This window comes from Burkholderia sp. 4M9327F10, from assembly GCF_005503145.1.
GTDB lineage: Bacteria > Pseudomonadota > Gammaproteobacteria > Burkholderiales > Burkholderiaceae > Paraburkholderia.
Genome location: NZ_SCNV01000001.1, coordinates 41,294 through 55,794, shown reverse-complemented (window position 1 = coordinate 55,794; position 14,501 = coordinate 41,294). Strand labels below are relative to the sequence as shown.

At 61.5% G+C, this 14,501-nt stretch carries 15 protein-coding genes; 6 read left to right on the top strand and 9 right to left on the bottom strand.

Annotated elements, in window-relative coordinates; translation table 11 throughout:
* Window positions 1–4: 4 nt before the first annotated feature.
* On the bottom strand, window positions 5–784 hold the full coding sequence (locus tag FFS45_RS00255) for an SDR family oxidoreductase (RefSeq protein WP_137952694.1): 780 nt from the start codon (window positions 782–784) through the stop codon (window positions 5–7).
* 162 nt (window positions 785–946) lie between these two features.
* Between FFS45_RS00255 and FFS45_RS00250 the strand changes: the two genes are divergently transcribed.
* Window positions 947–1,840, top strand: coding sequence for an AraC family transcriptional regulator (locus tag FFS45_RS00250; protein WP_137952693.1), 894 nt, complete (start codon window positions 947–949; stop codon window positions 1,838–1,840).
* A 73-nt stretch (window positions 1,841–1,913) separates the two neighbouring features.
* Here FFS45_RS00250 and FFS45_RS00245 read toward each other — a convergent pair whose 3' ends face one another.
* Window positions 1,914–2,897 carry a dienelactone hydrolase gene (locus FFS45_RS00245; protein WP_212745675.1) on the bottom strand — a complete coding sequence of 328 codons (984 nt, stop codon included), beginning with the start codon at window positions 2,895–2,897 and terminating at the stop codon, window positions 1,914–1,916.
* Between the two features lie 65 nt (window positions 2,898–2,962).
* Window positions 2,963–4,333: a PLP-dependent aminotransferase family protein gene (locus FFS45_RS00240; protein ID WP_249362491.1), complete on the bottom strand. Its 1,371-nt coding sequence runs from the start codon at window positions 4,331–4,333 to the stop codon at window positions 2,963–2,965.
* A 361-nt stretch (window positions 4,334–4,694) separates the two neighbouring features.
* Between FFS45_RS00240 and FFS45_RS00235 the strand changes: the two genes are divergently transcribed.
* Entirely contained in the window at window positions 4,695–5,969 is a 1,275-nt protein-coding gene (locus tag FFS45_RS00235; protein WP_137952691.1) for an FAD-binding oxidoreductase, read from the top strand.
* A gap of 86 nt (window positions 5,970–6,055) precedes the next feature.
* Window positions 6,056–7,207, top strand: a complete 1,152-nt coding sequence (locus tag FFS45_RS00230) for a branched-chain amino acid ABC transporter substrate-binding protein (RefSeq protein ID WP_137952690.1) — start codon at window positions 6,056–6,058, stop codon at window positions 7,205–7,207.
* A gap of 62 nt (window positions 7,208–7,269) precedes the next feature.
* Here FFS45_RS00230 and FFS45_RS00225 read toward each other — a convergent pair whose 3' ends face one another.
* The gene (locus FFS45_RS00225; RefSeq protein ID WP_137952689.1) at window positions 7,270–7,704 is read right to left on the bottom strand and encodes a hypothetical protein; all 435 of its coding nucleotides are present in this window, start codon (window positions 7,702–7,704) and stop codon (window positions 7,270–7,272) included.
* A gap of 439 nt (window positions 7,705–8,143) precedes the next feature.
* On the opposite strand from FFS45_RS00225, the gene FFS45_RS00220 reads away from it, so the two are divergent.
* Together FFS45_RS00220 and FFS45_RS00215 are read left to right on the top strand one after the other, a co-directional pair.
* On the top strand, window positions 8,144–9,358 hold the full coding sequence (locus FFS45_RS00220; RefSeq protein ID WP_137952688.1) for a serine hydrolase: 1,215 nt from the start codon (window positions 8,144–8,146) through the stop codon (window positions 9,356–9,358).
* Window positions 9,358–10,500 carry an alpha/beta hydrolase gene (locus tag FFS45_RS00215; RefSeq protein WP_212745674.1) on the top strand — a complete coding sequence of 381 codons (1,143 nt, stop codon included), beginning with the start codon at window positions 9,358–9,360 and terminating at the stop codon, window positions 10,498–10,500. Before FFS45_RS00220 ends, FFS45_RS00215 begins: the two co-directional genes overlap by 1 nt.
* Window positions 10,501–10,646: 146 nt before the next feature.
* Here FFS45_RS00215 and FFS45_RS00210 read toward each other — a convergent pair whose 3' ends face one another.
* From FFS45_RS00210 to FFS45_RS00200, 3 genes are all read right to left on the bottom strand, one after another.
* A complete protein-coding gene (locus FFS45_RS00210; protein ID WP_137952687.1) occupies window positions 10,647–10,835 on the bottom strand; it encodes a hypothetical protein in 189 nt (62 codons plus the stop codon).
* A complete protein-coding gene (locus FFS45_RS00205) occupies window positions 10,832–11,044 on the bottom strand; it encodes a hypothetical protein (RefSeq protein WP_137952686.1) in 213 nt (70 codons plus the stop codon). The genes FFS45_RS00210 and FFS45_RS00205 overlap by 4 nt, the downstream gene beginning before the upstream one ends.
* Before the next feature lie 201 nt (window positions 11,045–11,245).
* Complete coding sequence (locus FFS45_RS00200; protein WP_137952685.1) at window positions 11,246–12,049, bottom strand: alpha/beta fold hydrolase; 804 nt, start codon at window positions 12,047–12,049, stop codon at window positions 11,246–11,248.
* A gap of 142 nt (window positions 12,050–12,191) precedes the next feature.
* Between FFS45_RS00200 and FFS45_RS00195 the strand changes: the two genes are divergently transcribed.
* Window positions 12,192–13,097 (top strand): LysR family transcriptional regulator, encoded by a 906-nt coding sequence (locus FFS45_RS00195; protein WP_137952684.1) that lies wholly within the window; start codon window positions 12,192–12,194, stop codon window positions 13,095–13,097.
* 76 nt (window positions 13,098–13,173) lie between these two features.
* Here FFS45_RS00195 and FFS45_RS00190 read toward each other — a convergent pair whose 3' ends face one another.
* Together FFS45_RS00190 and FFS45_RS00185 are read right to left on the bottom strand one after the other, a co-directional pair.
* Window positions 13,174–13,494, bottom strand: coding sequence for a pyrimidine/purine nucleoside phosphorylase (locus FFS45_RS00190; protein ID WP_137952683.1), 321 nt, complete (start codon window positions 13,492–13,494; stop codon window positions 13,174–13,176).
* A 148-nt stretch (window positions 13,495–13,642) separates the two neighbouring features.
* Window positions 13,643–14,347: a hypothetical protein gene (locus FFS45_RS00185; protein ID WP_137952682.1), complete on the bottom strand. Its 705-nt coding sequence runs from the start codon at window positions 14,345–14,347 to the stop codon at window positions 13,643–13,645.
* Window positions 14,348–14,501 lie beyond the last annotated feature (154 nt).

Here is a 14,501-nt window from a genome sequence, read left to right as displayed (position 1 = left end):
TTGGCTAGATCATCAGGCCGCCGGAGACTTCAATACGCTGGGCGTTGACCCAGCGGTTGTCTTCGGAAAGCAGCGCTGCGATCATGGGGCCGATATCATCCGGCAAGCCCGCGCGACCCAACGCCGTCGCATCCGCGATGCGCTTGTTGATCTCGGGATTGTCGCGCACCATGCCGCCGCTGAAATCGGTAGCCACTGCGCCGGGCGCGACGGTATTGACGGCGATGCGGCGCGGACCGAGCTCCTTCGCAAGATAGCGGGTCAGCACCTCGACTGCGCCTTTCATGGACGCATAGGACGAGCTGCCCGGAAAGGCGACGCGGGTCAGTCCCGAAGAGATATTCACAATGCGGCCGCCGTCATTGATGAGCGGCAAGAGCTTCTGCGTCAGAAAAAACACGCCTTTGAAATGGACGTTGTAGAGGCTGTCCAGTTCTTCCTCGCTGGTCTTGTCGAACGGCATGTGGTGCGAAGTGCCGGCGTTGTTGACGAGGTAATCGAAACGCTCAGCGCCTAATTGCGCAAGTGACTCCCGCACCTGTCCGGCGAATGAGTCGAACGTGCTTACCTTGCCGGTATCGAGCGGCAGTGCAATGGCTCGTTGCCCCTCGTCCGCGACCAGGCTCACCACTTTTTCGGCTTCTGCGCGATTGGCGCGGTAGGTGAAAATGGAACTGACCCCGCGCTGGGCGAGGTGAACTACCGTGTTGCGGCCCAGGCCGCGGCTCCCGCCGGTGATAATGGCGATCTTCGCTGCGGCGTCTGCTGAATGTCCTGCTGTCATCTCATGCTCCACTTCGGGTTGGATGGATGCAAGCGTATTCCCGCCGCCCCGGCCGCTGAATGCCCGAACTGCTTCGCTTCTTGCCTAATCCTGCCCGGCCGTCTGCCTGCGCGCGCGAGTGGCGGTAACATGCGGGAATGTGAGCGCAGTGGAGAGGTTCCGATGTCAAACGCCCTGGTTGAAGCCCTCAAACGCTATACGGACGAACACGCGAAAGAGGCGAGCCCATTTGCGACGGCGATTGAGGGAATGGTGATCCTCAGATCGGATCGGGAAAAACTGCCTTCCCATATGATCATGCGGCCGGCCCTTTGTGTCGTCGTGCAAGGCGCCAAGTGGAGCATGTTCGGTGACAGGCGGTATGACTACCGGGCGGGGCAGGCTCTCGTTGTCAGCGTCGAGATGCCGGCATTCGGCAGGGTGGTGAAGGCGAGCCCGGCCGAGCCGTACCTCGGCGTGGTGATTGAATTCGACCTTGCGGTCATGCGCGATGTCATGGAGCGCCTCGACACACCGCCCAGGCCGGAGACCCATCTCGAGCACGGTGTTTTTGTCACTGATTTCGAAGGCCCGCTCGCTGATTGCGTGCTGCGCATGGTGCGCCTGCTCGATACGCCGCAAGCCATTCCCATCCTCGCGCCGCTGGCCATGCGGGAAATCTGCTACTGGCTGCTCACAGGACCTCATGGCAGCGAGGTCGCCAGGGTCGTGCTTGCAAACAGCCACGCGCAGCGAGTCGTGAGCGCGATCCATGCGTTACGCGACCAGTTCGCCGAGACCGTACGCATCAAGGAACTGGCAGCCGTGGCGCAAATGAGCCCTTCGGCGTTTCACCGGCAGTTCAAGGCGCTGACGTCCATGACCCCGTTGCAATACCAGAAGCAGTTGCGCTTGCTCGAAGCGCGTCACCTGATGGTGACAGGCACGGCGACTGCCGAGGTGGCCGCCTATCAGGTCGGCTATGAAAGCGCGTCGCAATTCAGCCGTGAATATTCGCGCATGTTTGGCGCACCGCCCAGGCGCGACATTGCGACGCTGAAAACGGCCATCGCCTGATGCTGCGTTTGGTATTGCGCAAATGTGCCGAGGGGTCGCGCAGCAAGGCTGCGTCATGGATGCTTCACCGCCGCTATAGCAACGTGGCCTTGAAAAACCGCACCATGTCGGCATTGAATTCTTCATGGAACGCCGCGCGGTCGAACCCCGGCAGGCTTTTGCAGATTGCTGGCGCAATGCGGGCGTGGCGCGCGTCGCAAGGAGGCAGGAAGTCGTAGTGGCCCGCGTTGGGGACCACGTGATATTCGGGCGCTTGAGGGAGGGCGGCGCGTATCGCCTCATCGTAGTAGGGATTCGGCTGATGACGATCGTCGGCAGCACGCCAAAGCTGGATCGGCGCACGCACGTTGCTTAGCCCCGCGCGGTTAAAGGCAAAGCCGAATGCAGGCGCTGCGATAACCAGCGCGTTGATACGAGGATCGTGTACCCAGACGTCTGCTGGAATATCCTTGCCTAGATGAGGATCGATACCGCCTTGCTTGAGCGCCTCGCACAGATCATGGTCCGGGTGAGCTTCGCAGTATGGGGCGATTGCGGCAAGGTCAGGCACTCCGCCGGCGGCGACAAGCACGGTGAAGCCGCCGTTGGAAAAGCCGAACGCGCCGATGCGTACCGCATTCAACTGCGCGTGCCAATGCCACTCTTCAAGCATATAGTCCACCAGGCGATGAAGCTGGGCGGGGCGGCGCCACAGTTGCAGGACGTGACTCTGATCGTCGAAGGTGTCGCCGGCGTGACTGATCGCTGCTGCGACGAAGCCCGCATGGGCCAACGCGAGCGCCGTGTCGTAGTGACCCTCGTAGGAGCCGGCGCCGCCGTGCGAGATGACGACCAGCGGCAGGTTATCGCCGGCTATCGGGCCCCCCGGCGCCACGTTCTGCGTGAATGTGCCCAAGGCGTGCAAGCTTGCCGGTGCGTCGGTCGGATACCAGATCCCAGCCGTGAGAGGCGGTTCCTCGCCATTCGTTATCTTGACCTCCTCGAAGCCGACGTTGCTGGCGAAGGCAGGCGTTGCGGCGAATGCGCAAAGTATCGCGATCGTGGCAATGAGTTTCAAGGCGGTCTCCTTCGGCGTTGTGGGTTCACATGGCGCACAGCACAGCACTGCACCGCATGATCTCACTAGATCGTCCCGAACAGCGCTCTGGGACGATCCTTGAGCGTTGACGTCAGCAGCCTTAACGCGCTCACCAGTTGGTCACGGCTCGCCGCACAGGCGAGGTTGATCCGCACGCCGTGTTCAATCTCCGAGCGGTCTACGGCAAATGCCGACGACGGCATCACCACCACGCCACGCGCCTTTGCATTGGCCGCAAAATCGTCGGCGCGCCATGGCGGCGGCAACTTGAGCCACACGAACATACATGCCGGATCGGTCTGCAGCAACGCTTGCGGCAGCAACTCGCGCGCCAGGTCCTGGCGGGCGCGGATTTCGGCGAGCTGCGCGTTCATGATGTGGCGCGCGGTGCCGTCCTCGATCCACACCGACGCGATCAGCATCGACAGTGGCGCCGGCATCCATGCGGTGGTGCGCACCGCTTCCGCACACAATGCGGAGCTGTCCGGCGGGCTGAGCAGATAGCCGAGCCGCAACCCCGGCGCGAGGATTTTCGAGGTCGCGGCAATGTGAAACGTCAGTTCCGGGCAGAGACTGGCGATGGTCGGCAGGCGTTGCGACACCAGCGGTCCATACACATCGTCTTCGATGATCGCCACGGCGTGGCGGCGCGCAATGTCGACGAGCGCCATGCGGCGCTCAAGGCTCATCGTAATGACGGTGGGGTTTTGCAGATTCGGCACCGTGAAAATGGCCTTCACCGGCATACGCCTGCATGCGCGCTCGACCTCGTCGGTCAAGAGGCCATCGGCATCGCTCGGGATGCCGACAATCTCAAACTGGAACACCGGCGCGAGCGCCTTCAGTCCGTAGTAGGTGAGTTGATCGGCAAGGATGACGCCATCTGTGCCGATCAGACTGTTTAGCACTGCATATAGCCCGTGCTGCGCACCACTGGTTACGACGACGTGATCGGCCGCCGGCTCGAAACCCGGCGCCGCCATCCAGCGGGCGCCCGCAGCGCGCGCCCATGACGGCCCCTGCGGCGGCTGGTATTCCTGCAGTTGCGCATAGCGTGGGTCGCGCGGTAATTCCGCGAGGGTGCGCGCAAGGCAGGCCAGAAATTCGCCGGTGGCCGGTCGATTGACGGTCAGGTCGATCGCGGCATTGCTGGCGCCCTGGGCGGGCTCGACGCTCGGCATCGCGCCGCCCGTGACGAGCGAGCCGCGCCGCTTGCTGCCTATTACCAGCCCGCGCAACTGCAATTCCTTGTAGGCCCGCGACACCGTCGAGACGTTGATCCCCAACTCGGTGGCGAGTTGCCGCTGGGGCGGCAGGCGGCTGCCCGGGGGATACACACCGCTGCGAATCTCATTTTCGATCGAGCTGGACACCTCGACATAGGTGGCGCGTGCCGCGTTTTTCCCAGAAGCCATAAGAATGGATGTCTCCATACAAAACCAGCTTTGTCCGCAATTGTGCGGAGTTGGCCAGATTTTATACCACTAGCGTTCCGCTGCAACCTTTCCAGACCTGACCCGGCGGCCCGCCGCGGTCACAGCAAAGAACACACCAGAGGCCATCCAGGGAAAATGCCAGGGCCACACAATATGCTTTTTATTTGCACACAAAAAATTGTTGTGTGATTCTAGCTGTCATGGTTTGTCTGGTGGCGGCTGCTTTGGCGCCAGCGGGCACGGTCGAGAAACCGGTCAGCAGGAGTGTTCCGATGAGCGTTGCGCAGGGCCATGAATACGGTTTGACGGACGGCGAACGTGCGCCGGAAGGGCAGGCGTAATGTCCAATATCGCCATCGTGGGTGCGGGTTTTATCGGCCTTGCGAGCGCCGCCTCGCTGATGCGCGAGGGGCACTGCGTCACGCTGTTCGATCCATCCGGCGTCGGGCAGGGGGCGTCGTTCGGCAATGCCGGGACGTTTGCGCACTACGCGTGCATTCCGGTGAACAACCCGTCGGTATTCCGCGATCTGCCGCGCTTTCTGCTATCGAACCAAAGTCCGTTCCGCTTGCGCTGGGGATATCTGCCGCACCTTGCACCGTGGCTCGTGCGCTTCATGATGAGTTCGCTGCCACGCCGCAGTGCAGCCAGCGCGTCAGCGCTGGCTGCGTTGCTGCGCCACGCGCAGGACGGCTACGCGCCGCTTCTTGAAGCTGCGGAGCTGGCCCGCTTCGTTCGGCCGCGCGAGTGTCTTTATCTGTATTCCAGTGCGGCTTCGTTCGATGCGGCGCGGGCTGCCCTCGATCAGCGCCGTCAGCTCGGCGTCGTCTTCGACGTGTTGCCAGGCGACGAGGTTCGCGCGCTCGAACCTTCGCTGGCGCCGATTTTCGAGCGTGGTGTGCTGTTCAGCGATAGCTGGCATTTCGCCAGTCCGCAGGGTTTTTTGCAGACGCTCTACGAACGGCTCGCGGCGCAAGGCCTGACGCTGGAACGCTCAGCCGTCAGCGCCGTGCAGCCGGCGGCGGACGGCGTGGTTCTGAGCGTCGACGGTGTCCCCCGACGCTTTGGCCATGCGGTGATCGCCACCGGCGCGCGCTCTGCGCAGTTCGCCAGACAGTGCGGCGACAGCGTGCCGCTGGATACCGAGCGCGGCTATCACGTGCGTTACCCGGGCATGCAGCAACTGATTTCGCGCCCCGTCGGCTGGGCCGAACGCGGCTTCTATATGACGCCGATGAGCGACGGCCTTCGCGTCGCGGGCACCGTCGAGCTGGGCGGCTTCACGGACACACGCAATGCCTCGCTGCTCGATTTGCTGACGTTTTCGTCGAAGCGCGCGTTGCCTGAGCTCGGCAAACCCGACAGCAGTTGGCTTGGCTTTCGTCCGACCTTGCCGGACGGCGTGCCGGTACTCGGCTGCTCGAGCGCCAGCGAACGCGTGATCTATGCATTCGGTCACCAGCATCTTGGACTCACGCTGGCGGGTATCAGCGGCCGCATCGTTGCCGACCTGGTGGCGGGACGCGCCGCGCCGCTCGATCTCGCACCGTACGCGGCCACGCGGTTCCACCGGCCGGCTGGAGTCGTACATGGGCCGGCCGAGGTTCTAGGCTAAGGATTCACAGGACGGTATCGACGCGTCGCGCATCGAACCGATAGACCTGGAGAAAGCGCGACGTTAAATCTCCCAAGGAGCGCATCATGAATCGCCGTTATTGGCTGTTGAGTTTGGCCGTCTGCGCGCTAGCCACGCAAATGACGTCGTCGTGGGCTGCCGATCCCGAAGTTGTCAAGATTGGTTTTGTCGGACCGTTGACCGGGCCGGTGGCCCGCGTCGGCAAGGATCTGCAATACGGCGCGCAACTGGCGCTCGACGAGGAAAACGCTAGGCACCCTACGGTCGGTGGCAAGCCGGTCACGTTCGTGCTCGACGTGCAGGACGATCAGGCGGACCCGCATGTAGCCGTGCAGGTTGCGCAGAAGCTGGTCGATGACGGTGTGGTGGGCGTGATCGGCCACTACAACTCGGGCTGCAGCATTCCGGCCTCCGCGGTTTACCATCAGGCGGACGTCGCCATGATCACGCCGGGGTCCACGAATCCGGACCTGACGAAGCAGGGCTACAAGAACGTGTTCCGGACCATGGGGCACGACGGCATTGGCGGTGTTGTCGCGGGTCATTTCGTGGTTGAGCAGATGAAGGCCAAGCGTATCGCGATCATCGACGATCGCACGGCGTTTGGAGAGGGGCTTGCCAACGCTTTCGAAAAAGGCGTCAAGGAAGCGGGCGGCAATGTGGTTGACCGCGAGTTCACCAACGACAAGGCCGTCGACTTCCGCTCCATCCTGACTACGCTCAAGAGCAAGAACATTGATCTGCTTTTCTTTGGTGGCCTGGATGAGCAGGGTGCGATGCTGGTCAAGCAGATGCGCTCGCTAGGCATGAACACCCAGTTGTTCGGTGCAGGCGCATTGAAGAGCAATGCATTCCTGCAGATTGCCGGTACGGCGGGGGACGGTACGCAAGATCTGGAACCCGGCCCCGCACTCGACAAGCTTCCCGCTGCGCAGGATTTCGGCAAGCGTTACAAGGCGCGCTTTAACCAGGATGTCGAACTGTATGCGCCGTTTGCGTATGACGCGGCGCTTGCGTTGATCAAGGCTATTCATAGTGCGGATTCGCTCGATCGTGCGAAGATCGTCGATAGTCTCGCGAAAGTCACGGTCACCGGTGTGACGGGCAAGATTACCTTTGATCCGTATGGCGATTTGATCAAGCCGCCTTACACGCTTTTCCAGGTGGAGCAGGGGCAATGGAAGAGTATCAAGACGGTGGGGGGCAGCGGGGTCTAGTTTTACCGCAGGACGTTCCCGGAAGCTTGCTTCCGGGAACGTCGTGAAGGTCACGGCTTTCTTTACAAACAAAAGAGGCAGTGAACCCGCACATCACATCCCTGCGTGAAAGTTTTGTCTGCGTGGGCTCGAATTATTGCAATCGCTTCGCTAAGCGTGATCGAAGCGTCCGGGGCGAGGTTGAACACTACCTCGTTGGTTGCGGCGCAAACGATTCCAGACTTGAAATACACGGCTTCTCCGGTCAGCCTCAATTCCGGCTGGAAGGCGTTACCTTGCTGGTTGCCATTCCACAGCGCTCTCGCGGGATACTGTTTGATGACGCTGGCGGCATTGGGATGCCCCGGGTTCACAATTGCCGACTGGAGAGCAAGGCCCACTTGATTGAGCATGGCGGCACCAAACCGCTGATAGAAGAGAACACTTACGTTAGGCAGGACCTGTGTAGAACGGTTATAGTCGGCGGCCCCATGCGATGCGATGATGTAGTCGTACATTTTCGACTCCTTTGAATGAGCAGATCGACCAGGGCTGGTTATAAGTGTGAGCGAGCCCCAGGCAAGACTGAGCATATTGAGTCGGGCGAAGCCGGCAAATAGGCCATATGAACCTGGTGTGTCACGGGACGTGATGCATGGTCATGGAGACGAGCGGCACGTGCCCTGGCTGGCGTCCCTGTTCGTTCGGCGGAGCATCAGCGAGTTCGATGCATCTGGAATGCCGGGCAAGACCAACGGCTACGACGGGTAGGGTGGAAGGCGGGCTGGGACCGCCGTTAAAAAATCTCGCAGATCCGCGACGGATTTCTATTCGATCGCCGTTAAAGGATGGCTAACCCCGCCTGCGAGACGAACCATGCCCGAGACGAGCGGTATTTCAGGGTGCCTCTGCCGGGCACTTTTCGCTACTGCTGTCTTGCTAGGCAGCGCTGCTGCTATGGCGGACGGTTCGCCTCCAGAAGCGGCCGGTCCCATCTTTTCGAACACCGGTCCCGACGCGGACGCGTATGGCGCGAACCTGGGCTATCCCATCGGACTCCCGCTCAGGCATCAGACAAATGAAGTGGGCAACTATAGCCATTTCGACAGCTTCTATCCCTCCAACCTGATTGCAAAAGCCGCAAGTCCATCGAAGTTGAACCGCGCGGCGCTGCCGTTCGACATCACTTACAGCTACCACAATCAGACCTTTTCGCTGCGTGACTATCTTTCACGCAATCCGACGACCGGTTTGTTGATCGCTCGCAACGACACGATATTGTTCGAGCAGTACCAATACGGCCGCTCCGACCGTGACCGGCTGCTCTCCGAGTCCATGGCCAAGACTTTTGTCGCGATGCTGATTGGCATCGCGGTGTCCGAGCACAAGATCCGTTCTATCGACGACCCGGCCCAGGTATATGTGCCCGAGCTGAGAGGCAGTGAAATCGGCACGGTTTCGATTCGCGCCTTGCTACACATGGCATCCGGAATCAGCTACCTGCAGAACTACACCGATACCGACGACGATTCGATGCTGCACAGGGAGTTGCTTTCGCCAAAAGGCCCGGGTCCTATCAAGGTTGTCAAACAGTTCAATACGCGGGTCGCTGCGCCCGACACGCTTTTCAGTTACGCCAGTCTTGACACCGAAGTGCTGGGCCTCGTCCTCTCGCGTGCGACTGGCGCGACACTATCCGACTACCTTCAGACGCGCATCTGGCAGCCGATGGGCGCCGAAGCCGATGCCCGCTGGGTGACGGACGATACTGGGCAGGAAACCGCATGGTGCTGCCTGAACGCAACCTTGCGCGACTACGCCCGGTTTGGACTGCTTCTGGCAAATGGCGGCGCATTCAACGGCAAGCAGATCATTCCCCGTCAATGGATACTGGATGCGACCCAGCCGGCGGCCCCAGGCTCCTTCCTTGCGCTAGACAAGGGCGAGCATCCGGGTGGATATGGGTATCAAGTCTGGTTGATGCCCGGGACACGTGGAGCGTTCGCGCTGGAAGGCGTCTACGGCCAACGTATCTTCGTGGACCCGCAATCCGGCCTGGTGCTGGTCCATACCGCCGTGCGGACTCAGGCCACGGGGGCGCCTGGCGAGGCCGAATTGCGTGCGCTTTGGCGCGGCGTGCTCAGCCATTTCTCAGGACGAGAGGAAGGATAATGACATTATTCGCATTCCGTAGCAGTTTTCTATCGGCCATTCTGCTCTTGACGGCGCTGCATGTTGCCCCGGCATCTGCAGCTGATCCGACACCGCTACAAGACACCGGTTCAGCTGCGCAGGCTAATGTTCCTTTGGTGCGCACGCCGGTGCCCGTCATTCAGGACGGCCGCCTGGAGATTACGGCCCCCGCGGGCCGCGGCGTCGTGCCGATTCATGTATCGCGCGACTGGTCGACACCGCAGCCCGATGTGACGCGTGCGGTCATCGTCATTCACGGCTGGGTTCGGCGCGATCTGACTTCAGGGGACCGCGCGGCTATCAAGGCGGGGCCTGCCGCGCAGGATGCCATTATCATCACGCCACAGTTTCTGACCGCTACGGATATCCAGGCTCATCAACTGCCCGCGGACATGCTGCATTGGGGGCGAGATGGCTGGAAGACCGGTTACGATGCGCACGGGCCCGCACCGATCAGCTCGTTTAGCGTGATCGACACCATCCTCGCGCGGCTTGCCGACAAGACGCTCTTCCCGTCACTCAAGCTGGTCGTGCTCTCCGGGCACTCGGCCGGCGGTCAGTTGGTCCAGCGATATGCCGCGGTTGGCCGCGGGCAAGCGCCTGTGCTGGCGCGCGGCATTGCGATTCGTTATGTGGTGGCCAATCCGTCGTCCTATCTGTACTTCGGTACGCAGCGGCCGGTTGCAACGAGCGAATCGCAGTGCCCGAGATTCAATCGCTGGGAATATGGCTTGAGTGGTAGTCTGCCGCCGTATATCGAGCAGCCGGTCTCGCCATCCGAACTGGAGAAGCACTACCTCGCGCAGGACATTGTGTATCTCTTCGGCCTGGACGATAACGATCCGAACCACATAGAGCTGGACCGTTCATGCGGCGGCGAGGCGGAAGGGCCAACACGCCTCGCACGCGGGCGAAACTACGTCGCCTATCTCAAGTCGCAAGACCAGGCGCATTTTAGCCAGCGCGTTCTGGAGGTTCCCGGCGTCGGTCATAGCAGCTCACGCATGTATTCGTCGGCGTGTGGAATGGCAGCGCTGTTCGATCGGGAAGGATGTGACGCAATGAAGCCGGCCGAGGCGATCACAGGGGAGGCCGGGGGGCCTGCGTCGGGCAATCCATGAGCATGAGGACAGGTTCCTCCTCCGGCCCGATGCTGCAATTGCGGACGCAGTGAGCTTCATCTTTCTGCGGCGCCGCGAATCCACGGCATCTTGCCGGAGGAGGGCAAACGAATCGGCGCTCGTGAGGGAGCGCTTTCGTTAAGGGCTTAGTTGCCCGGTTCGTTGGTCATTTCCGGATCGCATGCAATCAGTGTGTCAGTGTCCATGCTAGCCGCCGAAACGTTCGCCACGATGCCGGCATTCACAACTGGGCTGCCAGCCTGCGCAAACGCAGCACCCGCACCGACCAGCAGACAAGCACCCACCAACAGACGTTGAATCAACTTCGTTGTCATCTTCTTTTGCCTCCGGATTTGGCCCACCGTTGGGACTCGCGAGACTGGGCCAACTTCTCGCGGGTCAACTTCTTCTGCGGATCACGGCGCATAAATACTGCCGATGTGTAACCCACCCCCTTGCAGCACAGATAGACAGTCAGCAGAAAATTCAGGTACTCAAGCTGCGTACCGATCCGCTCCAGCGCGTCAAACGGCAGCGATGTCATTTTGCGGCCTTGGCCGGGACTCGTCCGTATGTAGAGACCCCTGTACACAATCGTGAGCGAGCGTAACAGGGAAATAAATACTAGGGAAGCGTGAGTGCTCAGGCGAAACGGATTCCAAATTCCGAGCCTTAGCCGGCGAGAAGCTTGCCGATCTCAGCATCAATGGTTTCCTTCGTCCAGGTGACTCGCCGCGGCAGTCCATCAGGCTCCCGGCGACTCCAGAAACTCCACAACGGCATCGACGAATTCGCGCGGAAACTCGACGTTGGAAAGATGCACAGCGGGAAGCACAAAGAGGCGCGCGCCCGGAATCGCTTCGGCCATCTGCGCACCGTCACTCGCCGTCGTCACCGTATCGTGCTTGCCCGCAATTACCAGCGAAGGCCGCGTGATGCGGGCAATATCTCCCCGCAAATCGGTTTCCTGCACGGCACGCCACGAACCGACGAGGCCGTGCCGATTGGTCGTGAGCAGCATCGCCCGGAACACATCCACCTGCGGATCCGGCGTTTCCAGCATGCTCGCCGGAAACCAGTTGCGTAGAAACATTTCGGCCGTCGCGCTCATGTCGCCGGCCTGGAGCGCTTCGGCGATTGGCGTATCCCATCTTTGCGCGGGCCCAAGATAGGCCGCGGTATTGCTGAACACGAACCGGTCGAAGCGCGCAGGCGCGTGGATGCCTAGCCACTGCCCGACGATGCCTCCCAGCGACAGCCCGAGGAAATGCGCTTGCCCGATGCCGAGCGTATCCATCAGTTCAAGCACATCGTGCCCGAGGCGCGCCAGGGCATATGGCCCCGCCGGAACACTCGACGCGCCATGTCCGCGGGCGTCATAGCGCAACACGGTGAAATGCCGGCTCAGCTCAGCCACCTGCCCGTTCCACATGCCCAGCGTGGTGCCGATCGAATTGGACAGCACCAGCGCTGGTTTGCGGCCGTTGCCGTCCATCCGGTAGGCAATGCTTACGCCGTCGGAGGTCGTGAAGTAGGAGTAGTTATCCATGATGCTCTCGCAAAAGACGCGCCGTAGCGTGCGGCGCCACTCGCCGCACGTTGTCACAGCACAGGTTGATGCGCGGAGTATGGGCAGGAATGAATTCCAATAAAATTACAAACTTCGAACATTCTTTGTCACAGAAAATGACATGAACGATTTCGCGCTGCATGATCTGAAGTGCTTCGACGCCGTCATTCGTACCGGCAGTTTCCAGGCTGCGGCGGCTCTGCTGAATCGGTCTCACCCGGCGGTGTTCGCCGCAGTGGCGAGGCTCGAAATCCAGGCGGGGCTGAATCTGCTCGACCGCGGCGGTTACCGCGTCAAGCTAAGCGAGGCGGGGCGCTCGTTTCATGAGCGCATGCAGCCGCTTCTGCGTGAAGCGGAGGGCTTGCGTCATTACGCGGCCCAACTGGCGATGGGCGAAGAGAGCGATCTGCATGTGGTGTTAGGCGACCTATGCCCGCGTCCGGCTGTGCTGGGGTTACTGGCAAGATTCTTCGCCCAGTGTCCGCACACGCGCCTGCACTTGCACTTCGAGACGGTCGGCGGTCCTATTGAACGTCTCAGGGCGGGTGATGCCGACCTGATGTTTCACCGTGTCGACCCGGCCGATCCGTTGCTGGAGTGGGTGGCGCTTTGCAAGGTGAGATTGATTCCCGTGGCCTCGCGAGAGCTGCTGCCGCCGTCGTTGCTCAGGAAGATGCGCCCGGAACGTCTGCGTGACTATACGCAATGTGTCATGCGCGATTCAGCCCGGGCGCCGCGTGACGAAAATTTTCTGGTGATCGAAGGGGCGCCCCAGATCACGGTAGCGGACCAGGTCATGAAGAAGGACGTGATCCTGCAGGGCCTGGCCTGGGGGCATTTGCCGGACTTTCTGATCGAAGAGGAAATGCGTAACGGCGCGCTCAGGTCGCTTGCCGGCCGGTACCTGCCCGGCCACACGGAGACGGTGGTTGCCGCGCGAAGCAGCGGCCGGGCACACGGTCCGGTTGCTCAGCGCCTGTGGGCATTTTTGCAGGCAAACACGCCGCTTGATCCTTCTCTATCGTGAGCGCGGGGGACGTCCGTTACACGGGGAGAGTATGCGGCGCCGCATGCTTTGCCGGGCGCCGTGAACGCGTCTGTCTTTACAGATAGCTGCAGACGTAGTCGAGCGTTTCGATCACGTCGATATCGAAACGGCTCTTGGCCGGTACCGAGAACGACTCGCCCGCGCCGTAAGTTTTCCACTCGTCACTGCCGTCAAGACGAATACGGCATTGGCCGGCTTGCACCTCGATGATTTCCGGCGCGTCTGTGCCGAAGTTGAGCGCACCCGGCAGGATCACGCCGAGCGTCTTGCGCGTGCCGTCGGCGAACAGCACGGTGTGCGAGACACACTTGCCGTCGAAGTAGACGTTGGCGCGTTTGATAACGGAAACCTGGTCGAATTGCGTTGCGGCCGTCATGGCGGTGTTCCTCTGGTTCATCGTGAATGGATGCTTGGGCGCCGCGTAGCGGCAGCAGGCGGTGCGCATTCGGCGCAGATCGTCTGCGTGGGCTTTGGGTCGGGCGCCAGTCCGTCATCATACAGGTGGTCTGAGGCGCCCTTGACGATTACCCGGCGCGACACCAACGGCCGGACTCGGGACACACCACGACGGGTTCACCGTCCAGCAAGACCTGCTCTTCATCCGGCGGCAGGGGAGTCGACGCGTCAACGTCGAACGCGACCTCAAGCGCGTTTCCGACATGGGTATCTTCGATGGGAAGCTCCCAGGTCAGGAAGACCTGGATCCAATCCCGGTCCGGCACGAAGTCAGCGACGTTAAAACCGCTGCTGCCGCGCCGAATCACGCCATGGGGCTGGGCGGTATCGAATATCACCGCTGTTCCCCGCTTGAGCGGAATGCGGTGGTCCAGGGACGGAAAATGCAAGTCCAGCCCTCTATCCTCGCTAAGGAACAGATTGCAGAAGGCCGCGCCGCCATATTGCGCACCGTCGTGGTGGTACCTCGCGCCGCGGCAGGCCATCAGGGCTATGTCACTGGAGGCGAGCACCGCGGGCAAGCCGAGCGCGCCGGTCCACTCCGACACGGCCTGCACGCAGCGTGTGTAGGCCGGCCAGCGAAACTGCGTCCGCGCGAGGGGCATGACCTCGACGTCGCCAGGCTCCAGAGCCAGCTTCGACGAGATTTCTCTTTGCCAGTCTGCCAGCAGATGGGGAGAGGGCTCGGGGACGTCGAGCGTGTCCGATAGTACGACGTCGCTCACGCGTCGGCTGCGGATGACGTCGCCGCTCCAGTAGTGGGAGGTCAGCATGGGTGGCGCCTGATGCGCTTGAGCGGGGGATTCATCTGGGTGATTGTAGCGATTCGGGCGAGGCCCGGCGCATGTCGACGGTGCACCCGCGTTCAACGTGAGCGGCTAACTGCGCGCAAGCCAACTCTGATAGATTAGCCGTTTCACGTCACGA